Origin of the sequence: Streptomyces sp. NPDC051677 (assembly GCF_044453465.1) — a bacterium.
In the GTDB taxonomy this organism is placed as follows: Bacteria; Actinomycetota; Actinomycetes; order Streptomycetales; family Streptomycetaceae; genus Streptomyces.
The window spans coordinates 44,973-68,846 of the sequence record NZ_JBITCT010000049.1 but is presented as its reverse complement, the minus strand read 5'-3'; the positions used below and the strand labels follow the sequence as shown (position 1 = coordinate 68,846).

Here is a 23,874-nt window from a genome sequence, read left to right as displayed (position 1 = left end):
CCGGTGGGCGATACTGGGTTCGAACCAGTGACCTCTTCGGTGTGAACGAAGCGCTCTCCCACTGAGCTAATCGCCCGGGAACGCACTGAACCATACAGGTCCCCGCACGCTTCCTTCAAACCGCTTGCAGGTGGGCCACGAGGCCGCGCCGTCCGGACCGCATCATCAGCCGGTGGTTCAGGCGGAACACCGGCCGCCCGGGGACGGCGAACCGGCGCAGCAGTGGCTTGTTCACCTGGACCACCTGGTCGTAGCGGGCGAGGGCGCCGGAGCCGTCGGCGGTGACGGTCCAGCGCGCCCAGCCGTCGAGGTCGCCCGTCATCGCGATCTCCAGCACGCCGGCGGCCGGATCGCGCCGCACCTCACGTGCGGTGAAGGTCAGGTCGTACGGGAGGAGGGAGCGGATGCGGACGACGCCGGTGGTGTCGTCGATCCGGTTCACCTCGCGCACCTGGGGCCACCAGCGGGGGTAGTCCTCGGCCTGCTCCAGGGTGTCGTACACGCGGTCGGCGGGTGCGGGCAGGGCCCACAGGGCGCGGAAGCGGTACCGGGTCCAGTCCATGGGCCGAGTGTGCCCGCACGGGCGTCCGGCCGACGGCATTTGAGTACGTTCTGAGTACGTGCGCTCATGTCGTCGCACGTGACGCGGACCACACTCCGGACCATGACGCATTTTCCGCCCCCGGCCGAGGAGCTGCGGCTCCTCGACACCGAGCTACAGCAACTGGACGCCCGCCGGGCCCAGTTGCTGGCCCGCCGCGCCTGGCTGGTCGCCGCGCTTCAGCATGCGGTACGGCAGGCCCCGCCGGTGTGGCCGAGCCGGCCGGCTCCGCCGGCGCCGTCCACCCGTCCCGAGGCGACCGCGCCCGGCGTGCAGAACGTCCTTCTTCTGCTCGGCGGTCTCCTGCTCACCATCGCGGCGATGGTGTTCACGCTGGTCAGCTGGGGTCATCTGGGCATCGTCGGCCGGTCCCTGGTGCTGGGCGCGGTCACGCTGGGGGTGCTCGGGGCGCCGGTGGCGCTGCTGCGGCGGGGGCTGCGGTCGACGGCCGAGTCGGTCGCGGGTCTCGGTCTCGCGCTGACGGCGCTGGACGCGTACGCCTTGTACGAGGTGGCGTTCACGGCTTCGGACGGTACGACGTACGCGGCGGCCGCGTCGACGGTGCTGGCGGTGCTGTGGGCCGCGTACGGCACGGCGCTCGCCGCGCTGCCGGGCTCGGCCACCGTACGGCTCCCCCGCCCGGCCGCCCTGACGGTCGCTCAACTCCCGTTGCCGCTCTGGGCGATCGCGATCGGCGGCGGAGCGTACGCGGTCACCGCCGCGGTGCTGTCGACGGCGGCGTTCGACACGGTGGTCGCGCTCCGGGCGTCCGACCGGCCGGTGCGGCTCGTCGCCGTGGTGTGCGCGTTCGGGACGGGCGGCTGGGGCGTTCTGGCGGCCGGCCTGCTCTCCGTGAACGCGGCCGGTCCGGGGGCCGCGGCACGGGCGGCGGCGCTCCTCGCCCTCGCGGCGGCGATCGCCCTGGGCGCGGGCCGGTTCCGCCCGGAGCTCGCGACGGGGACGGCCGCGGCCGGCGCCCTGTGCGTGGTCGTCGGCCTCGGCGGCATCCTCCGGGTCCTGGTGCCCGGCGACTGGGCGGTACCGGCGTATCTGGCGTGCGGGATCGCCCTGTTGGCCGCCGCGCGGGGTCAGGAGGCGGTGCGCCGGGGTGTCGTCTGGGCGTCCGGCGCCGTCCAGGCGGGCGCGGTGCTGTGGGCGGCGCCGGCCGTCGGCGTCACGCTGCTGGGTCCGACGGCGTGGCTTGGGCACCCGTGGTCGGGGGCTCCGGCCGACGCCCGCGCCGCGGCGACGATGGACGCCTTCTGGCAGCCGTACGCCGTCACGGCTCCCCTGATCCTCGTCGCGGTGGCCACGGTGCTGGCGACGACGGTCCGGAACGAGGCGTGGCGCCCGCAGGCGCTGACCGCGGCGCTGACGTTGGCCTGGGCCGGGGTCCTCGTCACCCCGACGGCGCTGCAACTCCCTTACGCCGTCGGCATGTCGGTGCAGGGGCTGGCGACGCTGGCGCTCCTGGCGCCGGTGTCGCGGACGGCCACCGGGCTCGCCCTGGCCACCTCTCTCGGCCTCGCCTTCCTCTCCCTGGCCACCGAAGGGGCCACCCTGACCGTTCTCGCCGTACTGACCGTGGTGTGCGCGGTGGCGGCCTGGCAGAGGCGCCTGCCGCCGGTGTCGGCGGCCGCCGCTCTCGGCTACGCCACGGCCCTGGCCTGCGCCGTGGGCGCCTCAGCGGGCTGGCGGCCGGAGCACATCGCGCTGCTGGTGCTGGCGGTCCCGGTGGCGGCGGCCCTGGTCGCACCTCGGATCGGCGACCCCGCGACGACGGTCGCGGTCGAGGCGACCGGAGCCGCGGCCGGCCTGGTCGCCATCGGCCTGGCGGTCCTCGACCTGCCGCTGCTCGCCCTGGTGCTGTCCCTGTGCGCGGTGATCGCCGCGGGCACGGCGCTGCGCCCGGATCGCCGCGCCGTCGGCTACGCGGCCGTCGCCCTCTTCGTGCTGGCCGCGTGGGTGCGCCTGGCGGCCTGGCACGTCGGGGTCCCGGAGGCGTACACCCTGCCGGTGACGGCGCCGGCGCTGCTCGTGGGAGCCCTGCGCCGGCGCCGGGAGTCGGCCACGTCGTCCTGGACGGCGTACGCTCCCGGCCTCACCGCCACGCTTGTGCCGAGCCTGGCCGCGGCCTGGGGCGACCCCGGGTGGACCCGCCCCCTGCTGCTGGGCACGGCCGCGCTGCTGCTCACCCTGGTGGGCGCCCGGCGCCGGCTGCAGGCGCCGCTCGTGCTCGGCGGGTCGGTGCTCACCCTGGACACGCTGCACGAACTCGCCCCGTATCTCGTCCAGGTGACCGACGCGCTCCCCCGCTGGGTGCCTCCCGCCCTCGCCGGACTGCTGCTGCTCGCACTCGGGGCGACGTACGAGCAGCGGCTGCGGAACGTCCGCAAGGCACGGGAGGCCCTGGGCAGGATGAACTAGCCGACCGCTACGGCATCTTGTCGCCGAGCAGGGCCAGGTTCTCGATGGCGGCGAGGCCGTAGAGCGCGGTGTCGTTGGTGGACACCCAGGCGGCCTCGCTGCCTGCGACCAGGGTGGCGGGGCCGCTCAGCTTCTCCGTCTTCCACGGTGAGGACTCCGTGTAGCCGTCGGAGCTGTAGAACTTCGTCCACGCCCGCTTGGCGAGCGCCGCGTCGCCGGTCTGGACGGCGGCGTACGCGTCGAGGCGCGAGTGGCCCTGGAAGAGCAGCAGGCTGCCGAAGTTGGTGCCGTAGCGGGCCGCCTGTTCCGCCTTGGTGGCGTTGAAGTAGCGGCAGTAGTCGAGGTAGGCCTCCTTGAACTTCGGCATGTCGACCAGGTGGATGAGCTCGGCGCACAGCTCGTTCAGGCCGAAGACGGCGGAGAGGTGCGAGACGCCGACGACGGGCGCGGAAGCCGCCGCGAACCTTCCTGTGTCGAGGTCGTACAGCCCGCTGCCCTGCACGAAGCCGTTGGGCTGGGCGGCGATCGTCTCCATCGTCGACAGGACGCGCGCCTTGGCCTTCTCCCACTTGGGGCCCTTGCGCTCCCACTCCGTCAGCCACGCCGACACCAGACCGCTCCAGTCGGTGCCGAAGCCGATCGACAGGGCGTGCCGGTCGGGCGTGTAGGGCTCGGTGCGGATCTTGCGCAGCGGGTCCAGGGCGAGGAAGGTCTCGTCGGAGTCCACGTTGGCGTGCATGAGGTCGCCGACCCGCTCGTCGCCGGTGAGGAAGTAGTAGTAGCGGCGGTAGGTGGTGTTGGCGATGCGCTGCTGCTTGGCGCTGTCGGCGTAGTGCTGGACGCCGTGCCGGGTGCCCAGGCCCGCCCACTGGCCGATGTGGTAGACGTCGACCTCGCCGGTGTGCCGGGTCATCGCCTCGGCGAAGCGGAAGATGTCCGAGCGGCCGGATCGCAGGTACGCCATCCAGAGCCAGATGTCCGGCGACAGCTCGGAGTTGTCCCAGGCGTAGCCGCCGATGTCGTAGCGCCACTGGTGCCGGACGGTGTCGTAGGTGTGCATGATGTCGCCGTAGTCCCAGAAGCCGTACCAGCGGCGCTGCTCCACCTGGTCCTTGTAGTAGGTGAAGAGGAAGTCGAGGTGGTCCTCGATCTTCGCCTTGGCCGGGGTGGAGCGGTCGGGCTCGGAGTACAGGCCGGGGCCGAAGACCTTCGCCTTGATGAGCTGCTTGGGCGGGGCGGCGAGCTGCGGCAGCACCCGTACGGCCTCGACCTGTTCGGCGAGTTTCTCGGGGGCGGGCGTCGACTCGTTGGCCCAGAAGAGGAGTTCGGAGGTACGGGCGATCCCGTAGGGGGTGCCGAAGCCGGGCTCGTAGTCCTCGTAGGTGATGTTGAGGCCTTCGAGCTGCTCGGGGAAGGTGTCCTGACCCATGCCGTCGTGGTAGAAGCGCAGGTCCATGGGCTGTGCCTCGGGCGACCAGAGCCAGAGGGTGACCTCGGCCTCGTCGGTGTGGGCGTCACGGATGTCCAGCTGGCTCGGGTGCTTCTCCCAGAAGTCCCGCAGGCCGAAGGAGAATCCGCCGCTGACCCCGCCGACGTAACCGAAGCCGGACGCTCGCTTGCCGCCTCCCGCGCCGATCCAGCCGTAGCCCTTCTTGGTGCGCTTGCGCAGGGTGAAGCCGTCGGCGGAGAGCTGGGAGAGGGTGTAGTCGCCCCATTCGGGGATGTACTGGAGGCGGGTGGTGACCCGCTGGTCCCAGGTGGCCGGGTCGGGGAGTTTCTGGCCCGCGTACTGGGCGGCCTGCACCGCCGCGCCGGGGTCGCGGCGCAGTCCGGTGATGCCCTTGACGGCCTCGCGCAGCAGGCCGGCGCCCTCGCCGCCGATGCGGATGTGACGGTCGTAGGACTCGTCGCGCATCGGGACGGTGAAGCGGACGCCCAGGCCCCGGATGAAGTCGCCGCTGGCCTTGCCGGGCTCCTGCTTCCCGTCGTACGTGATGGTGTGCACCATGCGGAAGGAGTCGGCGCCCGCGTAGAAGTACAGGCGGATGGAGAACGGGAGCCAGCTGCGGCTGCCCTTGCGGTGCTTGCCGTCGATGCGGACGACCGCACGGACCGGGCCCGACTGCTCCACGGTGACGGCGTCGATGGCGCCCTCGAAGCGCTCGGTCTTGACGGTGCCCTGGTCCTCGTCCTCGATCTCGGGCTGGCGGATCAGGACCAGACGGCCGTTCTTGGCGATCTCGGTGGAGCCGCGGGTGACGGACTTGATGAGGGTCGCCCCGGACTTGCCGATCTTCGCGGTGATGACGCCCGTCGACACGTCGATGGTGCCGCCGCTCTTGTCGACGGTGACCTTCTTGGCGGGCGCGGCCGGTGCGCCGGCGGCGAGCGTGAGCTTGCCGGAGCCCGAACTGACCGCGTGGGCCGTCCACTTGAGGGAGCCGTCCGGCCAGTACGCGAGCGGCCAGGACTGTACGGGGACGTCACGGCCGTCGGCGTCCGTCAGCGCGAAGGTCTGGTCCTCCTGGTACGTGCCCATCGGCCAGGGCACGCCGAGGGTGGAGCCGGGGGCGGCGCCGAGACCGCCGTCCTCCAGCCAGTCCAGAGTCACCGGATCGGCGTCCGCCGCCGCGTCTCTCGGCGCGGCCTCGGCGTCCTTCGCCCCTAGCGCCCAGCTGAACTGTGCGGCGGCGCCGGCGACGGCCGCCGCCTTGAGGAGGGACCTGCGGGGGATGGGAGACATGAGATGCAGCCTTTCCTTCCGTGCGGGGTGCAGGGGGGATGGTCAGGGGCATGACAGAGAGAGGTACGGCGCCCAGGGGCGCCGACCTGATGACGGGGCACCGCGGATCAGCGGCGCCGGTAACGCTCCTCCACGGCGATGGCCGCCGCCGCGACGGCTCCCAGGACAGGGACCGCCAACGGCGCGACGAACCAGGCGGACACGGCCACGACGGCGAGCCCACCGATGATCAGGAAGGACCCTGCGGGGTCCAGGACGGTACGGCGTCCGGCCTGCGCGAGCAGGCTGCGCCAGGTGTCGCCGGGCGCCCAGAGCGCCGCCGCGCGCAGCCCGGCGACGGCGAATCCGATCAGCGCGAAGACCCCGACGGCACCGACCAAGGGCCCGCCCGGGATCCCGGCCCGCACGGCCTGGACGTCCACCCAGACCGCGACCGCCGCGCCCCATCCGGCCAGTCCCGCGAGCCACCCGCCGCGCACGGCCCTACGGAAGTCGGCGACGAACTCCCGCCAGCCGCCCTCCACATGGGCCATGCGGCGGCGCAGGTGCCGCGCACCGGCGGCGAAGGCGGCCGGGTAGGTGACCACGCCGAGCGAGGCCACCGCGATCCACACGCCGGTGAGCAGACACTCGGCGAACACCGCGAACCGCTCGGCGAACACGGACTCCCCGGCCGGGGACTTGGCCTTGACGCGTGCCTCAGCCATACCGGTCAGCCCTTCAGCCCGGACGTCGCCATGCCGTCGATCAGATAGCGCTGGAAGGCGAGGAAGAAGGCCAGCACTGGCAGGAGCGCCACCAAGGACATGGCGATCATGCCGCCGTAGTTGGCCAGGCCTTCCTGGTCCACGAACATCTTCAGGCCGAGGGAGACGGTGTACTTGTCGGGCTCGTTGAGGTAGATCAGCGGCCCCATGAAGTCGTTCCAGGAGTTGATGAACGTGAAGATCGCACTGGTGATCAGGGCCGGCCGGCACAGCGGGAGCACGATCGACCAGTAGATGCGCAGATGTCCGCAGCCGTCGAGACGGGCCGCCTCGTCGAGCTCCCTGGGCAGGTTGCGCATGAACTGCACCATCAGAAAGACGAAGAACGCCTCGGTGGCCAGGTACTTCCCGAGCAGCAGCGGGGTGTACGTGTTGATCATTCCCATGTTGCGGAACAGCACGTACTGCGGGATCAGCAGCACGTGGTAGGGCAGCAGCAACGTGCCGATCATCAGCGTGAACAGCAGATTGCGGCCCGCGAACCTGATCTTCGCGAAGGCGTACGCCGTCAGGGAACAGGACACCACGATTCCGACCACGGAACCGACCGCGAGGAAGAGCGAGTTGAGGAAGAACGTGGAGATCGAGATGTCCGCGATGCCGTCGGCGAGCCCCGTGTAGTTCGAGATGATCGGGTCCCCCGGCAGGAGGTCGAGGCTCCCGACGATGTCCTCGCTCTTCTTGAAGGAACCGCCGATGACCCAGATCACCGGGTAGAGGATCACCGCGAGGATTGCAAGGGACCCGATGTGCCAGGCGAGGGAGCCGGGCAACCTGCGACGGAGGGCGCCCGCCTTCGCGGATCGGGCCGGCGTGACGTCGGTGGCCTGCGCGCTCATCAGGCGCCCTCCTCGTAGTGCACCCAGCGCTTCTGGGACCAGAACAGCACCGCCGTCACCAGGGCGACCGCGACGAGCAGCATCCAGGCCATGGCGGAGGCCAGGCCCATCCGGCTGTTCTCGAAGCCCTGGACGTACAGGTAGCAGGTGTAGACCATCGAGCCGTCCGCCGGACCACAGGCGTTGCTGCCGGCGCCGCCGCCGACGATGTAGGCCGAGCTGAAGATCTGGAAGGAGTGGATCGTCTCCAGCAGGACGTTGAAGAAAAGGACCGGGGAGATCATCGGCAGGGTGATGTTCCAGAACCGCCGCAGCTTGCCGGCCCCGTCGACCTCGGCCGCCTCGTACAGCTCACGCGGGACCTGCTTGAGGCCGGCCAGGAAGATGACCATGGGCGCGCCGAACTGCCAGACGGTGAGCGCCACCAGGCTGTAGATGATCATCTCCGGGTCGCCGGTCCAGCCGCCGACGTCGATCCCGAAGAGCTTCTGCGTACGGTCGACGATCGCGTCGTCCGAGAAGATCGCCTTCCACACGATGGCGACGGAGACGCTCGCCCCGATCAGCGAGGGCGCGTAGAAGGCGGCTCGGTAGAAGGCCTGTCCGCGCCGCTTCTGCGCCAGCAGCAGCGCCACCCCGAGCGCGAGCAGCAGCTTGAGTGGTGTACCGACGACGACGTACCAGAGCGTCACCCGCACCGAGTGGCGCCACCGCGGGTCGCCGAACATCTCGGAGAAGTTGTCGAGGCCGATCCACTTCGGTGCGTCGAACAGGTTGTAGTCGGTGAACGCGAAGTAGAGCGAGGCGACCATCGGGCCGGCTGTCAGCAGCAGGAATCCGGCGATCCACGGGGACATGAAGAGATAGCCGGCCAGGTTCTCCCGGCGGCCCCGCCGCTTGAGTGCGGCGGGGCGCGGGGAGTTCACCGGACCGTGCCGCGGCTCGGAGTCCTTGGCCAGGCCCTCCATCGCAGGGGCGTGTGTCACGGTGGTTCCCATCAGGCGGAGAGAGCCGTCTTCGACTCGGTGAAGAACTGCTTGACGGCGTCGTCCACCGGCCGTGTGCCCAGGGCGAGTTCCTCGCCGATGCGCAGGAACGCGGCCTCACAGATGTCCGCGCCGTTCGGATGCGGGGTGATGGGCTCAAGGACGCCGGACGCGACGAGGGACTCCTCGTAGGCGGCGATCGCCTTGTTGACCTCGTCGGTCGGCTTGAACGCGTCGTACTGCGCCTGGGTCGCGGGCACACCGCGGTCGTAGCCCATGATCTTGGCGACCTCGGGGTCGTGCACCATGAAGTTTATGAACTGGGCGGCTTCCTTGGGGTGCTGGGTGCGCTTGGAGGCGCTGAGCATCAGGGAGCCCAGGTACTGGCCGGTCTTCTTGCCGTCCGTGGTGGGAATGGGGGCCAGGCCGTACTGGCTCTTGCCCTCGGAGGTGTAGCGGACGGTGAAGTTGTCCCAGGTGAACTCGCCGCCGGCGAGTCCGCCCGCGACCGCCGACTTGGGCTTGATCTGCGCGACCTTCTTGGCGTTGGCGTAGATGCCCTCCTCGACGCCCTGCTTGGCCTTCGTCCACCAGTCCGTGAGATCCGCCTCGGCGAAACCGAGTCCGTCCTTGGTGAAGAACGCCTTGCCGTTCTGGCGCAGATAGAGGTCGTAGAGGTACATGATGTTGTACGGGCCGGTGTCACCGGCACGCCCCGTCTTGTCGCGGATCTTCCCCATCGCCGCGTGGTACTCGTCCCAGGTCCAGCCCGGCTCCGGCTTCACGCCCGCCTTGGTGTACACGGGCTTGTCGATGACCAGGGCCATCGAGTTGGAGCCGACCGGAACACCGAGAAGCTTGCCGTCGACCTCGCCGAACTTCTCCAGGCCGGCCCGGAAGCCGTCCGTGGAGAGATTGCCCGCCTTGACCTGCGCGCTGAGATCGAGCAGCACGTTCTTCGCGTCGTATTTCCGCAGGAATCCGATGGCATTCTGGAAGACGTCCGGCGGATTGCCGCCGGAAGCCTGGGTGTTGAACTTCTTCCAGAAGTCGGTGTACGGCTGGAAGTCCGTTTTCACCTTGATCTTCGGGTACTTCTTCTCGAAGAGCGCGATGGTCTTGTTGATGCGCTGGGCACGGTCCTCGGAACCCCACCACGCGTAACGGATCGTCACCGTCCCGTCCGCGGAAGTCCCGCTGTCTCCCCCGCACCCCGTGGTCGCGGCCAGGCCCAGAGTGGCCGCCGTCGCCCCCGCGGCCTTCAGGATCGTTCGCCTCTCAACATTCCTGCTGGTTCCCACAGTCGGGCCCTCCCCGCAGCGTCGTTGCCGCTTGCATGAATCGTTTCAAGAAAGCGCTTGCTGGCACAAGGTACGAGGGGGTTGAGAGAGCGTCAATGATTCGGACAGGATTTTCTTGTGCGCGGGCTCTGCGGGGCGCGGGGGGCGGCCAGCCGTTGCCAACCTTCCGGCGGGACGAACTCGCAGGTGAGGGACTCCTGTTCGGCGACCCGAACCTGTGACCGCCCGTCAGGGGAGCGAGCTGAGAGGCTGAAATCCGCCTGGCATGTTGGGGGTTGCGGGGGTCGTGGGGTGGATGCCGTGACAGAGGAAGGGAGTTGACGGTGTGGAGGCAGGGGACGGTGGGGTGAGGCGTGAGTGTCCCGGGGTTGGGTGAGGAAGGGGTGCGCGACGAGGTGACGAGACGAGGTGACGAGGTGACGGCGAGGGCCCGTGAAGGGCGCGAAATGGTGGTGATCGGGGGCTCGATGACTGCGTACCGTTGCCGACGGCGGCCGTCGTCGCCGTCCACCCTCGCGGTCGCCGACCACCCTCGCCGACCACCGTCGCCGCCCACCCTCACGACAAGGAGCCGCACCGAGTGGACCCCTGGGCGGTCGGTTACGCGAACGACGGCGGCCCGTCTGCACTCTCGCAGACGGGCCGCCGTCCCGGGTGGGCGATACTGGGTTCGAACCAGTGACCTCTTCGGTGTGAACGAAGCGCTCTCCCACTGAGCTAATCGCCCGGACGCAGGAAGAACATTACCCCATGTCAGGGGGTGGCCGTGACCACGGCCGACCGGTCCCCGCGCCCGCACCGAAGATCGACGGAGGGCCGGCCGGAGGTTAGCCAGAGGCCAGCCGGAGGTCAGCCGAAGATCACTGGTCCTTGATCTTCCAGGGCATCTCCAGGCCGAATTTCCACAGGTAGACACCCACGAGGACGCCGATGATCACCAGACCGACGACGGTCAGGATGATGTTGCGCCGCCGCACCTTCGGGTCGAGGGCGCGCTGTGCCGCCTCGGTGACCTTCCGCTTGGTCCAGCGCAGCACCAGCTGGGCCCAGACGAACTCGGTCGCCCAGATCGCCATGCCCCCGAAGATCACGACCCAGCCGGGACCGGGCAGCGGCAGCATGACGATGCCGGCGGCCACCACGGCGAGGCCGATCACGAAGACGCCGACCTGCCAGCTCAGGTGCAGCATGCGGCGCGCCTTGACGAACTCGGGCGCCCTGGAGCCGAGGCCCAGCCCGTGCGGCTCCTCCGCCGCCCCGTCCGACTTCGCCCCGTCCACTGCCACGACCGCCTCACCCGGCTCGTTACTCCCCGTATTCATACAGCCAGACCCTACCCGAGGGATTCCGGTCACCGGAATGGTGGTACTTCGCGAACGAGCCCTCGGCCGGAAGAGTTACGTAAAGGCACGCAAAACACGCAGAGGGGTTTACAACGGCACCGTAGGTGGCATGTCGATTTCGCCGACGTGCGAATCCCCGAGCGCACACTGAGCGAAAGGCCCTGGCGCTTATGAACACCACGGTCAGCTGCGAGCTGCACCTGCGCCTCGTTGTGTCGAGCGAGTCCTCCCTGCCTGTCCCCGCAGGCCTGCGGTACGACACGGCCGACCCCTACGCCGTGCACGCCACCTTCCACACCGGAGCCGAGGAGACCGTCGAGTGGGTGTTCGCCCGCGACCTCCTCGCCGAGGGCCTGCACCGGCCCACGGGAACCGGCGACGTCCGTGTCTGGCCGTCGCGCAGCCACGGTCAGGGCGTCGTCTGCATCGCCCTGAGCTCTCCTGAGGGCGAGGCCCTGCTCGAAGCCCCGGCGCGGGCCCTGGAGTCCTTCCTGAAGCGGACGGACGCGGCCGTGCCCCCTGGTACGGAACACCGGCATTTCGATCTCGATCAGGAGCTCTCGCACATCCTGGCGGAAAGCTAGGGCGAGGCTCACACCGTGCCGCCCGGCGCCGTCCACTCGGGGAGACGGCTCGGGCCCATACAACCGCATAGGGTATGCGCCGACGCCGCGCCACGGGCTTCCCGTGGCGCGGCGTCGGTGTGCGTCCGGCACGCTCCGACAGCGCTTCCCCCTCCTGCCGGGCTTGCCGGAACCCGGTGCTCCGGCCTTCCGCCATCCGACGCCCCGCCCTTCCGGCACCGGACACCCAAGGGGGCCGGGCCGCGATCGGCCGTGGTTCCGCGGCCCGGTGCGGCTACCATCGGCCAGCATCGGCGGGCGCCCGCCCGACCCTCCAGGCCAGGGAGCGAAATGTGCTGATCACCCACGACACCCGGTGTGCGCTCGATGCCGTGGTGGATCTGGTGAACACCGCACCGGAGGACGACACGGTCCCGGACGCGCTGCCGGATGTCGCCGCCCTCGAGAATTTCGTACGAACGCACGATTTCAGTGACGTCGGCGTGCTCTCCGAGTTCGACCTGTCCGCGGTGCGCAAGGTCCGCGGGCGGTTCGCCGCGATCTTCTCGGCCTCGGATCCCCGCACCGCCGCCGGTCTGATCAACGAGCTGGTCGCCGCCGCGGGCACGACGCCGCGCCTCACCGATCACGACGGCTACGACTGGCATGTGCACTACTTCGCACCCGGCGCGTCCGTCGCCGACCATCTCGCGGCCGACTGCGGGATGGCGCTGGCTTTCTTCGTGGTGGCCGGGGAGCAGGAGCGGCTGCGGCGCTGCGAGGCCCCGGACTGTCGACGCGCGTTCGTCGACCTCTCCCGCAACCGGTCCCGCCGGTACTGCGACAGTCGCACCTGCGGCAACCGCCTCCACGTGGCCGCCTACCGGGCGCGCCGCAAGGAGGCCGCGGGCTGAGGGGTCCCGGGCAGGCGCCGTCGAGGCTCACGGGGGTCCTCCGGGTCGATGGATGCCGACGCGGCCCCGGCGGGTGACGCCGGGGACCGCGGGTACGGCTCAGAGCAGCAGCAGGTCGTGCAGCGAAGCCATGAGCAGCAGACACCCGATCACCGCTAGGAAGATCATCAGCGGTGGCTGGGAAAGGGCGAAGAGGCACCCGCGCGGCTCGTCCTTGGGCGGCGCGGCGTCGCTCTGTGTCGTGTCCAGCATCTCGCGGGCGATGATGACGCAGGTGAGACCCCCGGCGCGATCAACACGCACGGATTGAGCGGGAGTTCGCCGGATTCCGTGACGTCGGTTTCAGGCCGTGATCACTTCCGCGCGGGGTCAGGCCGACTGTGTCGTTTCAACGCTAAGGGCTGTCCCGTCGTCCCTGGTGGATCAGGGTGCGGCGTCAGATGCGGCGCATCGCCAGGCGGAGGGACGTCCGCATACTGGATGTATGCGGACGTTCCGACGACGCGGCGGTGGGGGTCCCTCCCGCGCGAGCGAAGCGGAGCGTGGGGGAGCCGTAGCTGTCGTCGCGCGCCCGCCAGGGATGACGGGACAGCCCTTAGGCCGCCGTCGCGGACGCAGAGCCTGACGCCGTCATGGACAGGGCCGGCGCGGGTCCGGCCCCGCCTTCTGTGCGTGCCTCATATGCCGTGCTTCTTGAGGATGGCCTCGATGTCGCTGAAGTCGTCGGAACCGCCGGTCGCCCGTGGTGCGGCTGCGGGACGGGACGCGGGGCGGGAGGCCTGGCCCAGCGAGGGCGCCGAGGCGGCGGGGGCCACTGCCCCGGACTGTGCGGAGCGGGCCGCCGCCTTGCGCTCCTTGCGGGTGCCGCCGCGGCGGCGCTCCACGGCACGGGTCGTGGCGAACAGGGCCCAGGCGCCGCCGAGCACGACGAAGCCCGCCCAGGCCGTGGGACTGAACGCGGTGTCGGCGACCCATTCGACGACGCCGGTCATCACCAGCCCGAGCGGCACCAGGGCGTAGGCCGCGATACGGGCGGCTGACAGGAAGCGCTTGCGGTAGGCCGTGACGACCGCGATGCCCAGGCCGGCCGCGGCGACGGCGGAACAGACTGTCTCGGCGATCATCCGGTCCTCCAGGCGTGGCTCACTCGGGCAAGGGTCAGAGCGACTCGGCGCCACGGCCGGGCAGCCCGGCGCTTCGTCCCTTCCATCCTGCACCTGCACACCGCCCACGGGCCATGCTCCGGCCGGACATCAGGGACATCTCCGGGTCGACTCCTCCGCAGGTGCCGCACGTACTCCTCCCTCAAGGTTCCCTCGGGGTTCCCTCAGGGGCTCGGCCGGGGACGAGCACGTCTGCCTGGGGTGCGGGCGGTGATCCGGATTGGGGCGGTCCGGCCGGGGCTGGGAGACTGACGTCATGAGCGACTCGTCCCCGACCTCCTCCCCCGCCCCTGCCGCCGTCGTCCTCGACGTCTGGTGCGAGCTGCAGTGCCCGGACTGCCGTGGCGCCCTCGACGACCTGCACGCCCTGCGCGAGCGCTACGGCGACCGGCTGGAGCTGCGGTTGCGGCACTTCCCGCTGGAGAAGCACCAGCACGCCTTCGCCGCCGAGGAGGCCCTGGAGCAGGGGCAGGGGTGGCCGTACGTCGAGGCCGTGCTGGGGCGGGTGGCGGAGCTGGACCGTAAGGGGGAGCCCCTCCTGGTCGAGGTCGCCGGTGAACTCGGGCTCGACGCCGAGGAGTTCGACACCGCGCTGATCGACGGCCGGCACATCCTGATCGTGGACGCCGACCAGGCCGAGGGCAAGGCGATCGGCGTCACCGGGACCCCGACCTACGTCATCGGCGGTGAGCGTCTCGACGGCGGCAAGAGCCAGGACGGGCTGCGGGAGCGGATCGAGGAGATCGCCGACCGGCTGCTGGCCGAGCAGGCGTGAGGCCGGCGCCGCGCAGGTCGGTTCAGAGCAGGCTCTTGTACATCGAGTAGCTCACCGGCACGTACCCCAGCGACTCGTAGAGCCGCTCGGCCGGGGTGTTGTCGGCGAAGACGTTGAGGCCCAGGAGCCGCTTGCCGGCCGCGATCGCCTGGGCCTCGGCCAGCAGCATCAGGGAGCGGCCGTGGCCCCGGCCGCGGAAGGCCGCGTCGGTCTCGACGTCGAACACGAACGCCCTGTCGTCGGCGAGCGACACCCAGAGCGTCCCGACCCGGGCGCCCTCGTGCTCCAGGACGCTGAACAGCATGTTCTCCGTCGCCAGGCCCTGCAGCAGCAGCTGTTCCTGGTCCCGCCGCGACTTGGCCCACGCCTCGTCCTCGGGCACCCCGCGCTCCCACCAGTCCCGGGCGTACTCCGCGATGCCGCGTTCGTACCAGGGCCCGTACTCGGCCTCCGTCATCGGCCTGCCCCGGCTGCCCTCGGGCAGCCGGGGAGCGGTGGCGCCGAGGGGCTTCTCCATGCCGCGGTTGCGGTGGACGTAGCCGAGCGTCGTCGCCAGCCGCAGCGCGGCCTGCGCGTCTGCGGGCACCCTGACGTCGATCCGCTTGCAGCCCCAGCCGCGGGTCACCTCCTCGGCGGCCAGCGCGGCCACCATGCCCCGGCCGCGCCCGCGGTCCGGCTCCTCGATGCGCAGGTCTTCGATCTGGGCGACGCCGGGCCCGAAGGCCGGGGACGTCAAGAGGTGGACGGCTCCGACGGGACGGCTGTTCACGCACACCCGGTAGTGGCGTGACAGGGCCCCGTCGGCGGCGCGCTGAAGCGGCTCGGTCGGCCGCAGAGTCGTGGTCATCAGGGGCTTTCTACCCGTCGTGGAGAGCCACGTCAGCCTGTTTTCCGCGGTCTTGCGGATTCGACGCTGCGAGCCTCACGGCCTCACGGCCTCACGGCCTCACGGGTCGAGGTCGTCCCCGGCCCGCTCGGCGAAGATGCGCATCGCCTTGGCGGTCACCGGCCCCGGCGTGCCCGGCAGTTCGCGGTCGTCGATGCGGTGGACGGCCTGCACGTCGCGCAGGGTGGAGGTGAGGAACACCTCGTCCGCCCGCTCCAGGACGTCCAGTGGAAGGTCGGTCTCGTGGGCGCCGGTCCACTCGGCGGTCAGCTCACGGGTGATGCCCGCGAGGCAGCCGGAGGCGAGCGGCGGGGTGTGGATCTCCCCGTCCAGGACGACGAAGACGTTGGACCCGGTGCCCTCGCAGAGCTGTCCGACCGTGTTGGCGAACAGCGCCTCGGTGGCGCCGTGCTGGTGGGCACGGGCCAGGGCGACGACGTTCTCGGCGTACGAGGTCGTCTTCAGGCCGGTGAGCGCGCCGCGTTCGTTGCGGGTCCAGGGCACCGTGACGACGGCCGTGGAGTCGGCGCGCCGGGTGGTCTCGCCGAGGGCGACCACGAGGGTGGGCCCGTGGTCGCCGCGGTCGGAGCCGAGAGGGCCGTGGCCTCCGGTGTAGGTGATGCGCAGTCGGCCGAGCGGCATCGGGTTGGCCTCCAGGACGGCGGCGCAGGCCCGACGGACCTCGTCGTGGTCGGGGTCGGGCAGGCCGAGGCCGCGTGCGGAGCGGGTCAGCCGGTCGAGGTGGCGGGTGAGCGCGAACGTCGCGCCGTCCACCGCCTTGACCGTCTCGAAGATGCCGTCGCCCACGGTCAGCCCGTGGTCGAAGACGGAGACACGGGCGGACTCGATGTCCTGCAGCCCGCCGTCGAGCCAGATCTTCACGTAAGCGTCCCTTCACTCACCTCGTACGCTCCCGACGCTACCGCGAGCAGTCGGGACGCCTTCAGCTCGGTCTCCTCCCACTCGGCCTCGGGGTCGGAACCCCAGGTGATGCCGGCGCCGGTGCCGAAGCGCAGCACGGCCGCGCCGTCGGCGGCGCGGTCGATCCAGAAGGTGCGGATGCCGACGGCCAGCTCGCCGGTCCCGCGGTCGGCGTCGACCCAGCCGATGCCGCCGCAGTAAGGGCCGCGGGGCGCCGTCTCCAGGGCGTCGATGATGCCCAGGGCGCTGCACTTGGGGGCCCCGGTGACCGAGCCGGGCGGGAAGGCGGCGTCGAGCAGGTGCGGCCAGCCGTCGCCGTCGCGCAGCTCGCCGCGGACCGTGGACACGAGGTGGACCAGACCCGGGTGCTTCTCGACGGTGCACAGGTCGGGAACGGTCACGCTGCCGGTGGCGCAGACCCGCCCGATGTCGTTGCGGACGAGGTCCACGATCATCACGTTCTCGGCGTAGTCCTTGTCGAGGAGGTCCGCCTCGGTGCGCCCGGTGCCCTTGATGGGCCCGGACTCGACGACCCGCCCGGTACGGCGCAGGAAGAGCTCGGGGGAGGCGGTGGCCGTCTCTATGCCGTGCGCAGGCAGCCGAATCGTTCCGGCATACGGTGCCGGGTTGCCCCGGGCCAGCAGGGCGGTGAGCGCGTCCACGTCGGCGTCGGCCGCCACGGGAGCGGTCAGGACGCGGCAGAGGTTGGCCTGATACACCTCGCCGGCGGCGATGTGCTCGCGGATGCGGCGCACACCGGCCGTGTACCCGGCGCGGTCGAGGGAGGACGTCCAGTCACCGGCCGCGGGGCCCCGCCAGGCCCCCGGGACCGGAGCGGGCACCGGCTCCTCGCGTACGTCGGCGAAGCGTGCGCAGGTCAAACGGCCCTCGAAGTCGGCGCAAACGGCCCAGAAACCGGCGGAGTCGAGGGCCGCGGGGTCGCTGGTGACGTCGAGGAGGCCGGTGGCGACGCGGCCGCCGAAACGGGCGAGAGGACGGAGGTCGAGCACGTTGTCGAGTCTATGGCGAGTCCGTCGGGGCCGGGTCGGGCATGTCCCGCTTGTCCCGCCCGAGGGGCCTGACCAGGTCCGCGAGCAGGCGCAGCGCAGCACGCTGCGCAAACGCGTTTTTGTACTGGCCCCGGAATCCGCTAGAGTTCAACTCGTCGCCGGGCCGCGAGAGCGGAACGAAACGACAAGCGGACGTAGCTCAGTTGGTAGAGCGCAACCTTGCCAAGGTTGAGGTCGCGAGTTCGAGCCTCGTCGTCCGCTCGAAGGAAGAAGGGGTCTTCCCGGGCCCCTACACTCCTGGTGGAGTGGCCGAGAGGCGAGGCAACGGCCTGCAAAGCCGTCTACACGGGTTCAAATCCCGTCTCCACCTCCAAGGACGATTAGCTCAGCGGGAGAGCGCTTCCCTGACACGGAAGAGGTCACTGGTTCAATCCCAGTATCGTCCACTGGATCTTGACCGGAAGGTCTGAGATCTGTCCCGCGCGATTAGCTCAGCGGGAGAGCGCTTCCCTGACACGGAAGAGGTCACTGGTTCAATCCCAGTATCGCGCACGCAGCACCACACCATCCCGGACGATTAGCTCAGCGGGAGAGCGCTTCCCTGACACGGAAGAGGTCACTGGTTCAATCCCAGTATCGTCCACACGCCGAGAGCCCCCGGCCGCCTTCGCGGTCGGGGGCTCTTCCGTGCGTCGGGTCAGCTGGAGAACAGCATGTGACCGAAGCTCTTGTGCCGGTTGTGGCCGCCGTGGTGACCGCCGTAGTGCCCACCACCGTGACCGCCGCCGTGCGGGGCGCCCCAGGCGGGCGCGACCGGGGCCGACGGGTACGCCTGCGGGGCGGCCGGGGGCGGCGGCGCCGGCTGGGACCACTGGGCCTCCACCCGGGTCAGCGCCTCCAGCTCGCCGTAGTCGAGGAAGATCCCGCGGCAGTTGCTGCACTGTTCGATCTGGACGCCGTTGCGGTTGTACGTGTGCATCTGAGCGTGACACTTCGGGCACTGCATGGTTCGGCTCAACTCCTCGCCGGTCGGTCCTGTTTCGCGTACCGCCAGGACAGACACTGTCCGGCCGCGGTCGGTTGCACCCTACTTCGCGAAGCCTGCCGCCAACTGCGGGGGTTCGCAGCCCATTCGGGCACAGGCGTCGATCAGACACTGCTCCACCTCGTCCAGCGGCCGTTCCTGCGCCACCGACTTGGTCACAGCCCGTGCCGCCGTCTGCACGGTGAGTGCGCGCGCCGGGACGTCGAGGGCGGGCCAGGGGTCGCCGGTCCCGGGGACGGCGGGGCCGGACCCGGCTCGGTACGCGCTCAGGAAGCGGGTCCACTCGTCGGGCGGCAGCAACCCGCAGGCGTACCAGGCGGCGGGGCGGGCGAGATCCCAGGCCGGGACGCCGACGCCGAGGTCGTCGACGTCGATCAGGCGCCAGGGGCCGTCGGGAGCGGGGTGACGGACGAGCTGGCCGAGGTGGAGGTCGCCGTGACAGAGGGTCGTCGCATCGGGCATGGGGGCCTCGGCGCGGGCCCAGGCGGGCAACGCACGCCAGGCGTTCAGAACGAGGGCGACGGCGGGATGCGATCCGGCGGCGCGCAGGCGGGACACGGCGTGCGCGGCCTTGGCGGGGCCGCGCATCGGGGGCAGAGCGGTCGGGGCGGGCGTGCGGTGCAGCCGGGCGAGCAGGGCGCCCGCGCATTCCCAGGGGGCCGCGTCCGGGTCGTCCGGATCCACCGGGGCGCCGTATGGCCAGAACGTGACCGGTCTGCCGTGGAGAAGGACCGGGGTCGGCGCCAGGGGCGCGAGGAGGACGTCAGGGAGGCGAGCGGCCGTGGCGAGGCGGGGGGCGAGGTCGGCCGGGTCGGTGCCGGGGGCATGCGCCTTCGCGACCGTGCCGGCGTGCCGGACGACGGTGGCGTCGGGGCGGTCGGCGAGGGTGGCCGCGCCGCACGGGCAGGCCGCGTCGGCTTGGTGAGCCTGCGCTCGGGCCCGGAAGGTGAGCTCGGTGAGCAGGGGGTGGGCGGTCACAGGGCTCCCTGGGCGACGGCGGGCGGTCTCCTCGCGAGGGTACGCAGGTGAGGCCGCCGGGCGGTCGTGCGGCCGGGAAAAGCAATGCAGGCGCAGCTCCCCAGCTGCGCCTGCATTATTTGCCGTCCGCCGCACCCCCGTCCCCACGGGGTTTCATGGGTGGATGTCCCCGCCCGGACCGCTCTTCCGGGCCTGGGGTCGCCGCTCAGCGCCCCAGCATCACTCCCACGGACGACGCCTGTGTGGCCACTGTCTCCCAGCCGTCGAAGACGACGAGGAGCAGGACCGCCAGGGGAAGGGCCATCAGCGTCGCCACCAGGGGGTGGCGGCGACCCGTGCGGCGGGGGCGTGTGGTGCGCCCCTGCGTGCGGATCATCGTCCGCGGTGCCGTGTGGGCCATGGTCCCTCTCCTGACCTGATCAGTTGTCGTTGGCAGCGGCGGGTGTCTGACCTCGGGGGACGAGTGCTGCACCCGCCGCTTGACCTCAAATCTAGGCGGATGGCGGCTGCTGGGCGTCATGCCTTCGTACCGATTGCCGGGCCTCCCGGAGGATGAGCCGTGACCTGCGGAGTACTCCCCTGGGTGGAGACAAGGTCCTAGGTCTCGGGGTCTTCCCGGAAGGGTGCCCGCTCCGGGAGTGACTTCGCTCACTTCCACCGGCCTTCGCCGTGCTGTCATGTCCCCCCGGCGGCCCGCTTGGCAGGCCGTCCCGTCGTAGGTCCGGGATGGGTCGCCGGCGTCGGCGTCCCTCTCGACGCGGTCCCCCCGCATCGGTTCAACCGCCCTTCTGTGACACGTGGTTGAGGTCACAGAACGGCCAAAGCAGGCCTGTTCGCAGGTCCCCTGACCCCCTTTCACGTCTCCCGTCCGGCACGGACAATCGATCGGGACGAGAGGGCGCGGCCTCTGCGCGCCGACGGCCGTGGAAACGTAAGCTGTGCCACGTCAAACGGACCGGGCAGCGGGGATGAACATGGCGATGATGCGCCTGAGGCGCGAGGACCCGCGCGTCGTCGGCTCGTTCAGGCTTCACCGGCGGCTCGGCGCGGGTGGGATGGGCGTCGTCTATCTGGGCTCCGACAAGAAGGGGCAGCGGGTCGCGCTGAAGGTGATCCGGCCCGATCTGGCGGAGGACCAGGAGTTCCGGTCGCGGTTCGCGCGCGAGGTCTCGGCGGCGCGGCGGATCCGGGGCGGATGCACGGCACGACTGGTCGCGGCGGATCTGGACGCCGACCGGCCGTGGTTCGCCACGCAGTACGTGCCCGGGCCGTCCCTCCACGACAAGGTCAACGACGAGGGGCCGCTCGGGGCCGCCGAGCTCGCCTCGATCGGGGCCGCGCTGTCGGAGGGGCTCCTCGCCGTGCACGAGGCCGGGGTCGTGCACCGGGACCTGAAGCCCTCCAACATCCTGCTCTCCCCCAAGGGCCCGCGGATCATCGACTTCGGCATCGCCTGGGCGACCGGCGCCTCCACGCTCACGCATGTCGGCACGGCGGTCGGCTCCCCCGGGTTCCTCGCGCCGGAGCAGGTGCGCGGGGCCATGGTCACTCCGGCCACCGACGTGTTCTCGCTCGGCGCGACGCTCGCGTACGCCTCGACGGCCGACTCGCCCTTCGGGCACGGCAGTTCCGAGGTGATGCTGTACCGCGTGGTGCACGAGGAGCCGCAGCTGCACGGCGTTCCGGACGCGCTGGCCCCGCTGGTACGGGCCTGTCTGGCGAAGGATCCCGAGGAGCGGCCCAGCACCCTCGATCTCTCCCTGCGGCTCAAGGAGATCGCGACCCGGGAGTCGCAGGGCCTGTCGGACGCGCGGCCCGCGGCGCCGCGGGCGGCCGAGGCGGACCGTCCCACCGGACGGCTCTCCGACCCCGGTCACCCGGAGCGCACGCTGCGCCAGCCGGGCGGGCCGCGCACTCCCCCGCCGCGGAACGGAGTGCCGTCCTCGCGCGGTGCGGTTCCGTCCCGGGGCGGGGCTCCCGCCCGCGGGACCGGCGCCCCGCGCGGTGGCGGCGGTGAGCGCGCCTCGTCGTCACGGTCCGGAGCCCGGCCGGCTCCAGGCTCCCGGCCCACCCGTCCCGGCGGCGGCAGCCGACCGGCGCCCCGCGGCGGGGCCGGGCGACAGGGGCCGAGGACCACGGGGACCGGGCGGCGACCCGCCAACCCGCGTCTGCTGCGTCAGCGGCTGTTCGTCTTCGTCGTGGTGACTTTGCTCGTCGCGCTCGGCATCGCCCTCGTCCAGGGCTGCGAGGGACCGGCGCGCGGGCTCGGCGGTGACAACGACGTCGTACGGCAGGAACAGGGGCACGAGCGGCAGCACGTCCGGCCGGAGTGGGTCGTCGACGGTCCGCTGGGGACCGACCCCGCGGGTTAGGCCTGCGGGCGGCCCGTCGCCACTGCGTAGAAGGCGACCGCTGCTGCCGCGCCCACGTTGAGGGAGTCGACGCCGTGGGACATGGGGATGCGGACCCATTCGTCGGCGGCGACCAGGGCCTGGGTGGAGAGGCCGTCGCCCTCCGCGCCCAGCATGAGGGCGACCCTGTCCATGGTGTGCGGAGCGGCCTCGTCGAGGCTGCGGGCCTTCTCGTCCGGGGTGAGGGCGAGGAGGGCGAAGCCGGCCTCGCGGACCGAGTCCAGGCCCTTGGGCCAGGTGTCCAGTCGGGCGTACGGAACGGAGAAGACCGCGCCCATCGAGACCTTCACACTGCGGCGGTAGAGGGGGTCGGCGCAGTCCGGTGAGAGCAGGACCGCGTCCATGCCGAGGGCCGCGGCCGAGCGGAAGATCGCGCCGATGTTGGTGTGGTCGTTGACCGACTCCATGACGACGACCCGGCGGGCGGTCTGCAGGAGTTCGGCGGCGGTGGGCAGCGGTTTGCGCTGCATGGAGGCCAGCGCGCCGCGGTGGACGTGGTAGCCGGTGACGCGTTCGGCGAGCTCCGGGCTGACGGCGTACACCGGCGCCGGGAGCTCGTCGATGACGTCGCGCATGACGTCGACCCACTTCGCGGAGAGCAGCATCGAGCGCATCTCGTACCCGGCGTCCTTGGCCCGGCGGATGACCTTTTCGCCCTCGGCGATGAACAGCCCCTCGGCGGGCTCGCGCTTGCGGCGCAGCTCGACGTCGGTCAGGCCGGTGTAGTCGCGCAGGCGCGGGTCGTCGGGGTCCTCAACGGTGATGAGATCGGCCACAGGGTGATACTGCCTTGTCCTGGGTGTGGTGCCAACGGCTCGGAACGGTTGTGTTACCCGCGGTTACTCGGATGTCCGCGGGCCGACGGTCACGACCGCGCCGATGACGATGACCGCCGGCGGCTTGACCTCCTGGGCGCGGACCGTCTCGGCGACCGTCGCCAGGGTCGCGTCGACGCGGCGCTGGGCGGCCGTCGTGCCCTCCTGGACGAGGGCGACCGGGGTGTCGGGCGACTTGCCGTGCGCGACGAGCGTCTCGGCGATCTTCCCGATCTTGTCGACGCCCATGAGGATCACCAGGGTGCCGGTGAGCTTCGCCAGGGACGGCCAGTCGACCAGGGAGCGCTCGTCGTCGGGGGCGACATGCCCGCTGACCACGGTGAACTCATGGGCGACGCCCCGGTGGGTGACGGGGATGCCGGCCGCGCCCGGGACGGAGATCGAGCTGGAGATGCCGGGGACGACCGTGCAGGCGATCCCGGCCGCGGCGAGGGCCTGGAGCTCCTCCATGCCACGGCCGAAGACATACGGGTCGCCGCCCTTGAGCCGGACGACCGACTTGCCCTGCTTGGCGTGCTCGATCAGCGCGTTGTTGATGGCCTCCTGGGCCATGTAGCGGCCGTAGGGGATCTTCGCCGCGTCGATCACCTCGACGTGCGGCGGGAGTTCGGCGAGCAGGTCGCGCGGGCCTAGCCGGTCGGCGATGACGACGTCCGCCTCGGCGAGGAGCCGGCGGCCGCGGACCGTGATCAGGTCCGGGTCGCCGGGGCCGCCGCCGACCAGGGCGACGCCGGGGGTGCGGGTGCGGTGGTGGGGGGCGACGAGGGTGCCGTCGCGCAGGCCCTCGACGACCGCGTCGCGGATGGCCGCCGTGTGGCGGGGGTCGCGGCCACGGGCGTCCGTGGTGAGGACGGCGACCGTGACGCCCTCGCTGTGCCCGGTCGCCGGGGTCCACGCGGTGGCCCGGTCGGCGTCGTCCGAGCGGACGCACCAGACGCGGCTCCGCTCCGCTTCGGCCGAGGCCCGGGTGTTCGCCTCCTGGTCGCTGGTGGCGATGAGGGCGTACCAGGCGTCCGCCAAGTCGCCTTCGGCGTAGGGGCGCTGGTGCCAGGTGATCTCCGCCGCGTCGGCCATCGCCTCGACGGAGGGGGTCGCCTCCGGGGACACGAGGTGGATGTCGGCGCCTGCCGCGATCAGTGTGGGGAGGCGGCGCTGGGCCACCTGGCCGCCGCCGAGGACGACGACCCTGCGGCCGGTGAGGCGGAGGCCTACGGGGTAGGCGGGGTGTTCGGCCATGAGGTGCGGCTCCTCGTGCGGGCAAGGGTGGGCGCTGCGGCTCTGGAGCGGCCCTGACGTGCGGATTTTAGAGGTGGGCTCAGGGTACGGCGGGGCCGGGGGCCGCGCAGGGGTGCAGACCCGCCGGCG

22 protein-coding genes and 7 tRNA genes are annotated in these 23,874 nt (G+C 71.4%); 10 read left to right on the top strand and 19 right to left on the bottom strand.

The window, feature by feature from the left end; translation table 11 throughout:
• Nucleotides 1-4: 4 nt before the first annotated feature.
• Both ACIBAF_RS39800 and ACIBAF_RS39795 read right to left on the bottom strand, forming a co-directional pair.
• Nucleotides 5-76 (bottom strand) — tRNA-Val (locus ACIBAF_RS39800).
• Nucleotides 77-115: 39 nt separating this feature from the next.
• Entirely contained in the window at nucleotides 116-562 is a 447-nt protein-coding gene (locus ACIBAF_RS39795; protein ID WP_399470018.1) for an SRPBCC family protein, read from the bottom strand.
• Nucleotides 563-628: 66 nt separating this feature from the next.
• Between ACIBAF_RS39795 and ACIBAF_RS39790 the strand changes: the two genes are divergently transcribed.
• Nucleotides 629-3,028, top strand: coding sequence for an SCO7613 C-terminal domain-containing membrane protein (locus tag ACIBAF_RS39790; protein WP_399470016.1), 2,400 nt, complete (start codon nucleotides 629-631; stop codon nucleotides 3,026-3,028).
• 7 nt (nucleotides 3,029-3,035) lie between these two features.
• On the opposite strand, the gene ACIBAF_RS39785 is transcribed toward ACIBAF_RS39790, so the two are convergent.
• The 7 genes from ACIBAF_RS39785 to ACIBAF_RS39755 all read right to left on the bottom strand — a co-directional run bounded on the left by ACIBAF_RS39785 (nucleotide 3,036) and on the right by ACIBAF_RS39755 (nucleotide 10,986).
• On the bottom strand, nucleotides 3,036-5,771 hold the full coding sequence (locus ACIBAF_RS39785) for a Tat pathway signal sequence domain protein (protein WP_399470014.1): 2,736 nt from the start codon (nucleotides 5,769-5,771) through the stop codon (nucleotides 3,036-3,038).
• 107 nt (nucleotides 5,772-5,878) lie between these two features.
• The gene (locus ACIBAF_RS39780) at nucleotides 5,879-6,478 is read right to left on the bottom strand and encodes a hypothetical protein (RefSeq protein ID WP_399470012.1); all 600 of its coding nucleotides are present in this window, start codon (nucleotides 6,476-6,478) and stop codon (nucleotides 5,879-5,881) included.
• 5 nt (nucleotides 6,479-6,483) lie between these two features.
• Nucleotides 6,484-7,377: a carbohydrate ABC transporter permease gene (locus tag ACIBAF_RS39775; RefSeq protein ID WP_399470010.1), complete on the bottom strand. Its 894-nt coding sequence runs from the start codon at nucleotides 7,375-7,377 to the stop codon at nucleotides 6,484-6,486.
• Nucleotides 7,377-8,375, bottom strand: a complete 999-nt coding sequence (locus ACIBAF_RS39770; RefSeq protein ID WP_399470008.1) for a carbohydrate ABC transporter permease — start codon at nucleotides 8,373-8,375, stop codon at nucleotides 7,377-7,379. The genes ACIBAF_RS39775 and ACIBAF_RS39770 overlap by 1 nt, the downstream gene beginning before the upstream one ends.
• The gene (locus ACIBAF_RS39765; RefSeq protein ID WP_399470006.1) at nucleotides 8,375-9,664 is read right to left on the bottom strand and encodes an ABC transporter substrate-binding protein; all 1,290 of its coding nucleotides are present in this window, start codon (nucleotides 9,662-9,664) and stop codon (nucleotides 8,375-8,377) included. Before ACIBAF_RS39765 ends, ACIBAF_RS39770 begins: the two co-directional genes overlap by 1 nt.
• A gap of 655 nt (nucleotides 9,665-10,319) precedes the next feature.
• A tRNA-Val gene (locus ACIBAF_RS39760) sits at nucleotides 10,320-10,391 on the bottom strand.
• A gap of 133 nt (nucleotides 10,392-10,524) precedes the next feature.
• Nucleotides 10,525-10,986: a TIGR02611 family protein gene (locus tag ACIBAF_RS39755; protein ID WP_399470004.1), complete on the bottom strand. Its 462-nt coding sequence runs from the start codon at nucleotides 10,984-10,986 to the stop codon at nucleotides 10,525-10,527.
• A gap of 191 nt (nucleotides 10,987-11,177) precedes the next feature.
• Between ACIBAF_RS39755 and ACIBAF_RS39750 the strand changes: the two genes are divergently transcribed.
• Both ACIBAF_RS39750 and ACIBAF_RS39745 read left to right on the top strand, forming a co-directional pair.
• The gene (locus tag ACIBAF_RS39750) at nucleotides 11,178-11,591 is read left to right on the top strand and encodes an SsgA family sporulation/cell division regulator (RefSeq protein WP_004002642.1); all 414 of its coding nucleotides are present in this window, start codon (nucleotides 11,178-11,180) and stop codon (nucleotides 11,589-11,591) included.
• Between the two features lie 332 nt (nucleotides 11,592-11,923).
• The gene (locus ACIBAF_RS39745; RefSeq protein ID WP_399470002.1) at nucleotides 11,924-12,484 is read left to right on the top strand and encodes a CGNR zinc finger domain-containing protein; all 561 of its coding nucleotides are present in this window, start codon (nucleotides 11,924-11,926) and stop codon (nucleotides 12,482-12,484) included.
• Nucleotides 12,485-12,583: 99 nt separating this feature from the next.
• Here the strand turns inward: ACIBAF_RS39745 and ACIBAF_RS39740 are convergent, their stop codons facing one another.
• Together ACIBAF_RS39740 and ACIBAF_RS39735 are read right to left on the bottom strand one after the other, a co-directional pair.
• A complete protein-coding gene (locus tag ACIBAF_RS39740) occupies nucleotides 12,584-12,787 on the bottom strand; it encodes a hypothetical protein (RefSeq protein ID WP_399470040.1) in 204 nt (67 codons plus the stop codon).
• A gap of 374 nt (nucleotides 12,788-13,161) precedes the next feature.
• Nucleotides 13,162-13,608: a hypothetical protein gene (locus ACIBAF_RS39735; protein WP_399470000.1), complete on the bottom strand. Its 447-nt coding sequence runs from the start codon at nucleotides 13,606-13,608 to the stop codon at nucleotides 13,162-13,164.
• A gap of 295 nt (nucleotides 13,609-13,903) precedes the next feature.
• Between ACIBAF_RS39735 and ACIBAF_RS39730 the strand changes: the two genes are divergently transcribed.
• Nucleotides 13,904-14,422: a DsbA family protein gene (locus ACIBAF_RS39730; RefSeq protein WP_399469998.1), complete on the top strand. Its 519-nt coding sequence runs from the start codon at nucleotides 13,904-13,906 to the stop codon at nucleotides 14,420-14,422.
• Between the two features lie 22 nt (nucleotides 14,423-14,444).
• Here ACIBAF_RS39730 and ACIBAF_RS39725 read toward each other — a convergent pair whose 3' ends face one another.
• The 3 genes from ACIBAF_RS39725 to ACIBAF_RS39715 form a co-directional block, all read right to left on the bottom strand.
• Nucleotides 14,445-15,269 (bottom strand): GNAT family N-acetyltransferase, encoded by an 825-nt coding sequence (locus tag ACIBAF_RS39725; protein WP_399469996.1) that lies wholly within the window; start codon nucleotides 15,267-15,269, stop codon nucleotides 14,445-14,447.
• A 99-nt stretch (nucleotides 15,270-15,368) separates the two neighbouring features.
• Nucleotides 15,369-16,190, bottom strand: coding sequence for an aminotransferase class IV (locus tag ACIBAF_RS39720; protein WP_399469994.1), 822 nt, complete (start codon nucleotides 16,188-16,190; stop codon nucleotides 15,369-15,371).
• Nucleotides 16,187-17,239 carry a chorismate-binding protein gene (locus ACIBAF_RS39715; protein WP_399469992.1) on the bottom strand — a complete coding sequence of 351 codons (1,053 nt, stop codon included), beginning with the start codon at nucleotides 17,237-17,239 and terminating at the stop codon, nucleotides 16,187-16,189. The genes ACIBAF_RS39720 and ACIBAF_RS39715 overlap by 4 nt, the downstream gene beginning before the upstream one ends.
• A gap of 188 nt (nucleotides 17,240-17,427) precedes the next feature.
• Between ACIBAF_RS39715 and ACIBAF_RS39710 the strand changes: the two genes are divergently transcribed.
• From ACIBAF_RS39710 to ACIBAF_RS39690, 5 genes are all read left to right on the top strand, one after another.
• A tRNA-Gly gene (locus tag ACIBAF_RS39710) sits at nucleotides 17,428-17,500 on the top strand.
• A gap of 38 nt (nucleotides 17,501-17,538) precedes the next feature.
• Nucleotides 17,539-17,612: transfer RNA gene (locus tag ACIBAF_RS39705), tRNA-Cys, on the top strand.
• A 1-nt stretch (nucleotide 17,613) separates the two neighbouring features.
• Nucleotides 17,614-17,685, top strand: a tRNA-Val gene (locus ACIBAF_RS39700).
• A gap of 34 nt (nucleotides 17,686-17,719) precedes the next feature.
• Nucleotides 17,720-17,791: transfer RNA gene (locus ACIBAF_RS39695), tRNA-Val, on the top strand.
• A 19-nt stretch (nucleotides 17,792-17,810) separates the two neighbouring features.
• Nucleotides 17,811-17,882: transfer RNA gene (locus tag ACIBAF_RS39690), tRNA-Val, on the top strand.
• 54 nt (nucleotides 17,883-17,936) lie between these two features.
• Here the strand turns inward: ACIBAF_RS39690 and ACIBAF_RS39685 are convergent.
• From ACIBAF_RS39685 to ACIBAF_RS39675, 3 genes are all read right to left on the bottom strand, one after another.
• Entirely contained in the window at nucleotides 17,937-18,245 is a 309-nt protein-coding gene (locus ACIBAF_RS39685; protein ID WP_079663466.1) for a zf-TFIIB domain-containing protein, read from the bottom strand.
• An 81-nt stretch (nucleotides 18,246-18,326) separates the two neighbouring features.
• On the bottom strand, nucleotides 18,327-19,262 hold the full coding sequence (locus tag ACIBAF_RS39680; RefSeq protein ID WP_399469990.1) for a phosphotransferase family protein: 936 nt from the start codon (nucleotides 19,260-19,262) through the stop codon (nucleotides 18,327-18,329).
• 205 nt (nucleotides 19,263-19,467) lie between these two features.
• Nucleotides 19,468-19,662: a hypothetical protein gene (locus ACIBAF_RS39675; protein WP_079663464.1), complete on the bottom strand. Its 195-nt coding sequence runs from the start codon at nucleotides 19,660-19,662 to the stop codon at nucleotides 19,468-19,470.
• 568 nt (nucleotides 19,663-20,230) lie between these two features.
• Between ACIBAF_RS39675 and ACIBAF_RS39670 the strand changes: the two genes are divergently transcribed.
• Nucleotides 20,231-21,634, top strand: a complete 1,404-nt coding sequence (locus ACIBAF_RS39670) for a serine/threonine-protein kinase (RefSeq protein WP_399470038.1) — start codon at nucleotides 20,231-20,233, stop codon at nucleotides 21,632-21,634.
• On the opposite strand, the gene ACIBAF_RS39665 is transcribed toward ACIBAF_RS39670, so the two are convergent.
• Entirely contained in the window at nucleotides 21,631-22,449 is an 819-nt protein-coding gene (locus tag ACIBAF_RS39665) for a TrmH family RNA methyltransferase (RefSeq protein ID WP_399469987.1), read from the bottom strand. The genes ACIBAF_RS39670 and ACIBAF_RS39665 overlap by 4 nt on opposite strands.
• 63 nt (nucleotides 22,450-22,512) lie before the next feature.
• Entirely contained in the window at nucleotides 22,513-23,745 is a 1,233-nt protein-coding gene (gene cobA, locus ACIBAF_RS39660; protein WP_399469985.1) for a uroporphyrinogen-III C-methyltransferase, read from the bottom strand.
• Nucleotides 23,746-23,874: the final 129 nt, after the last annotated feature.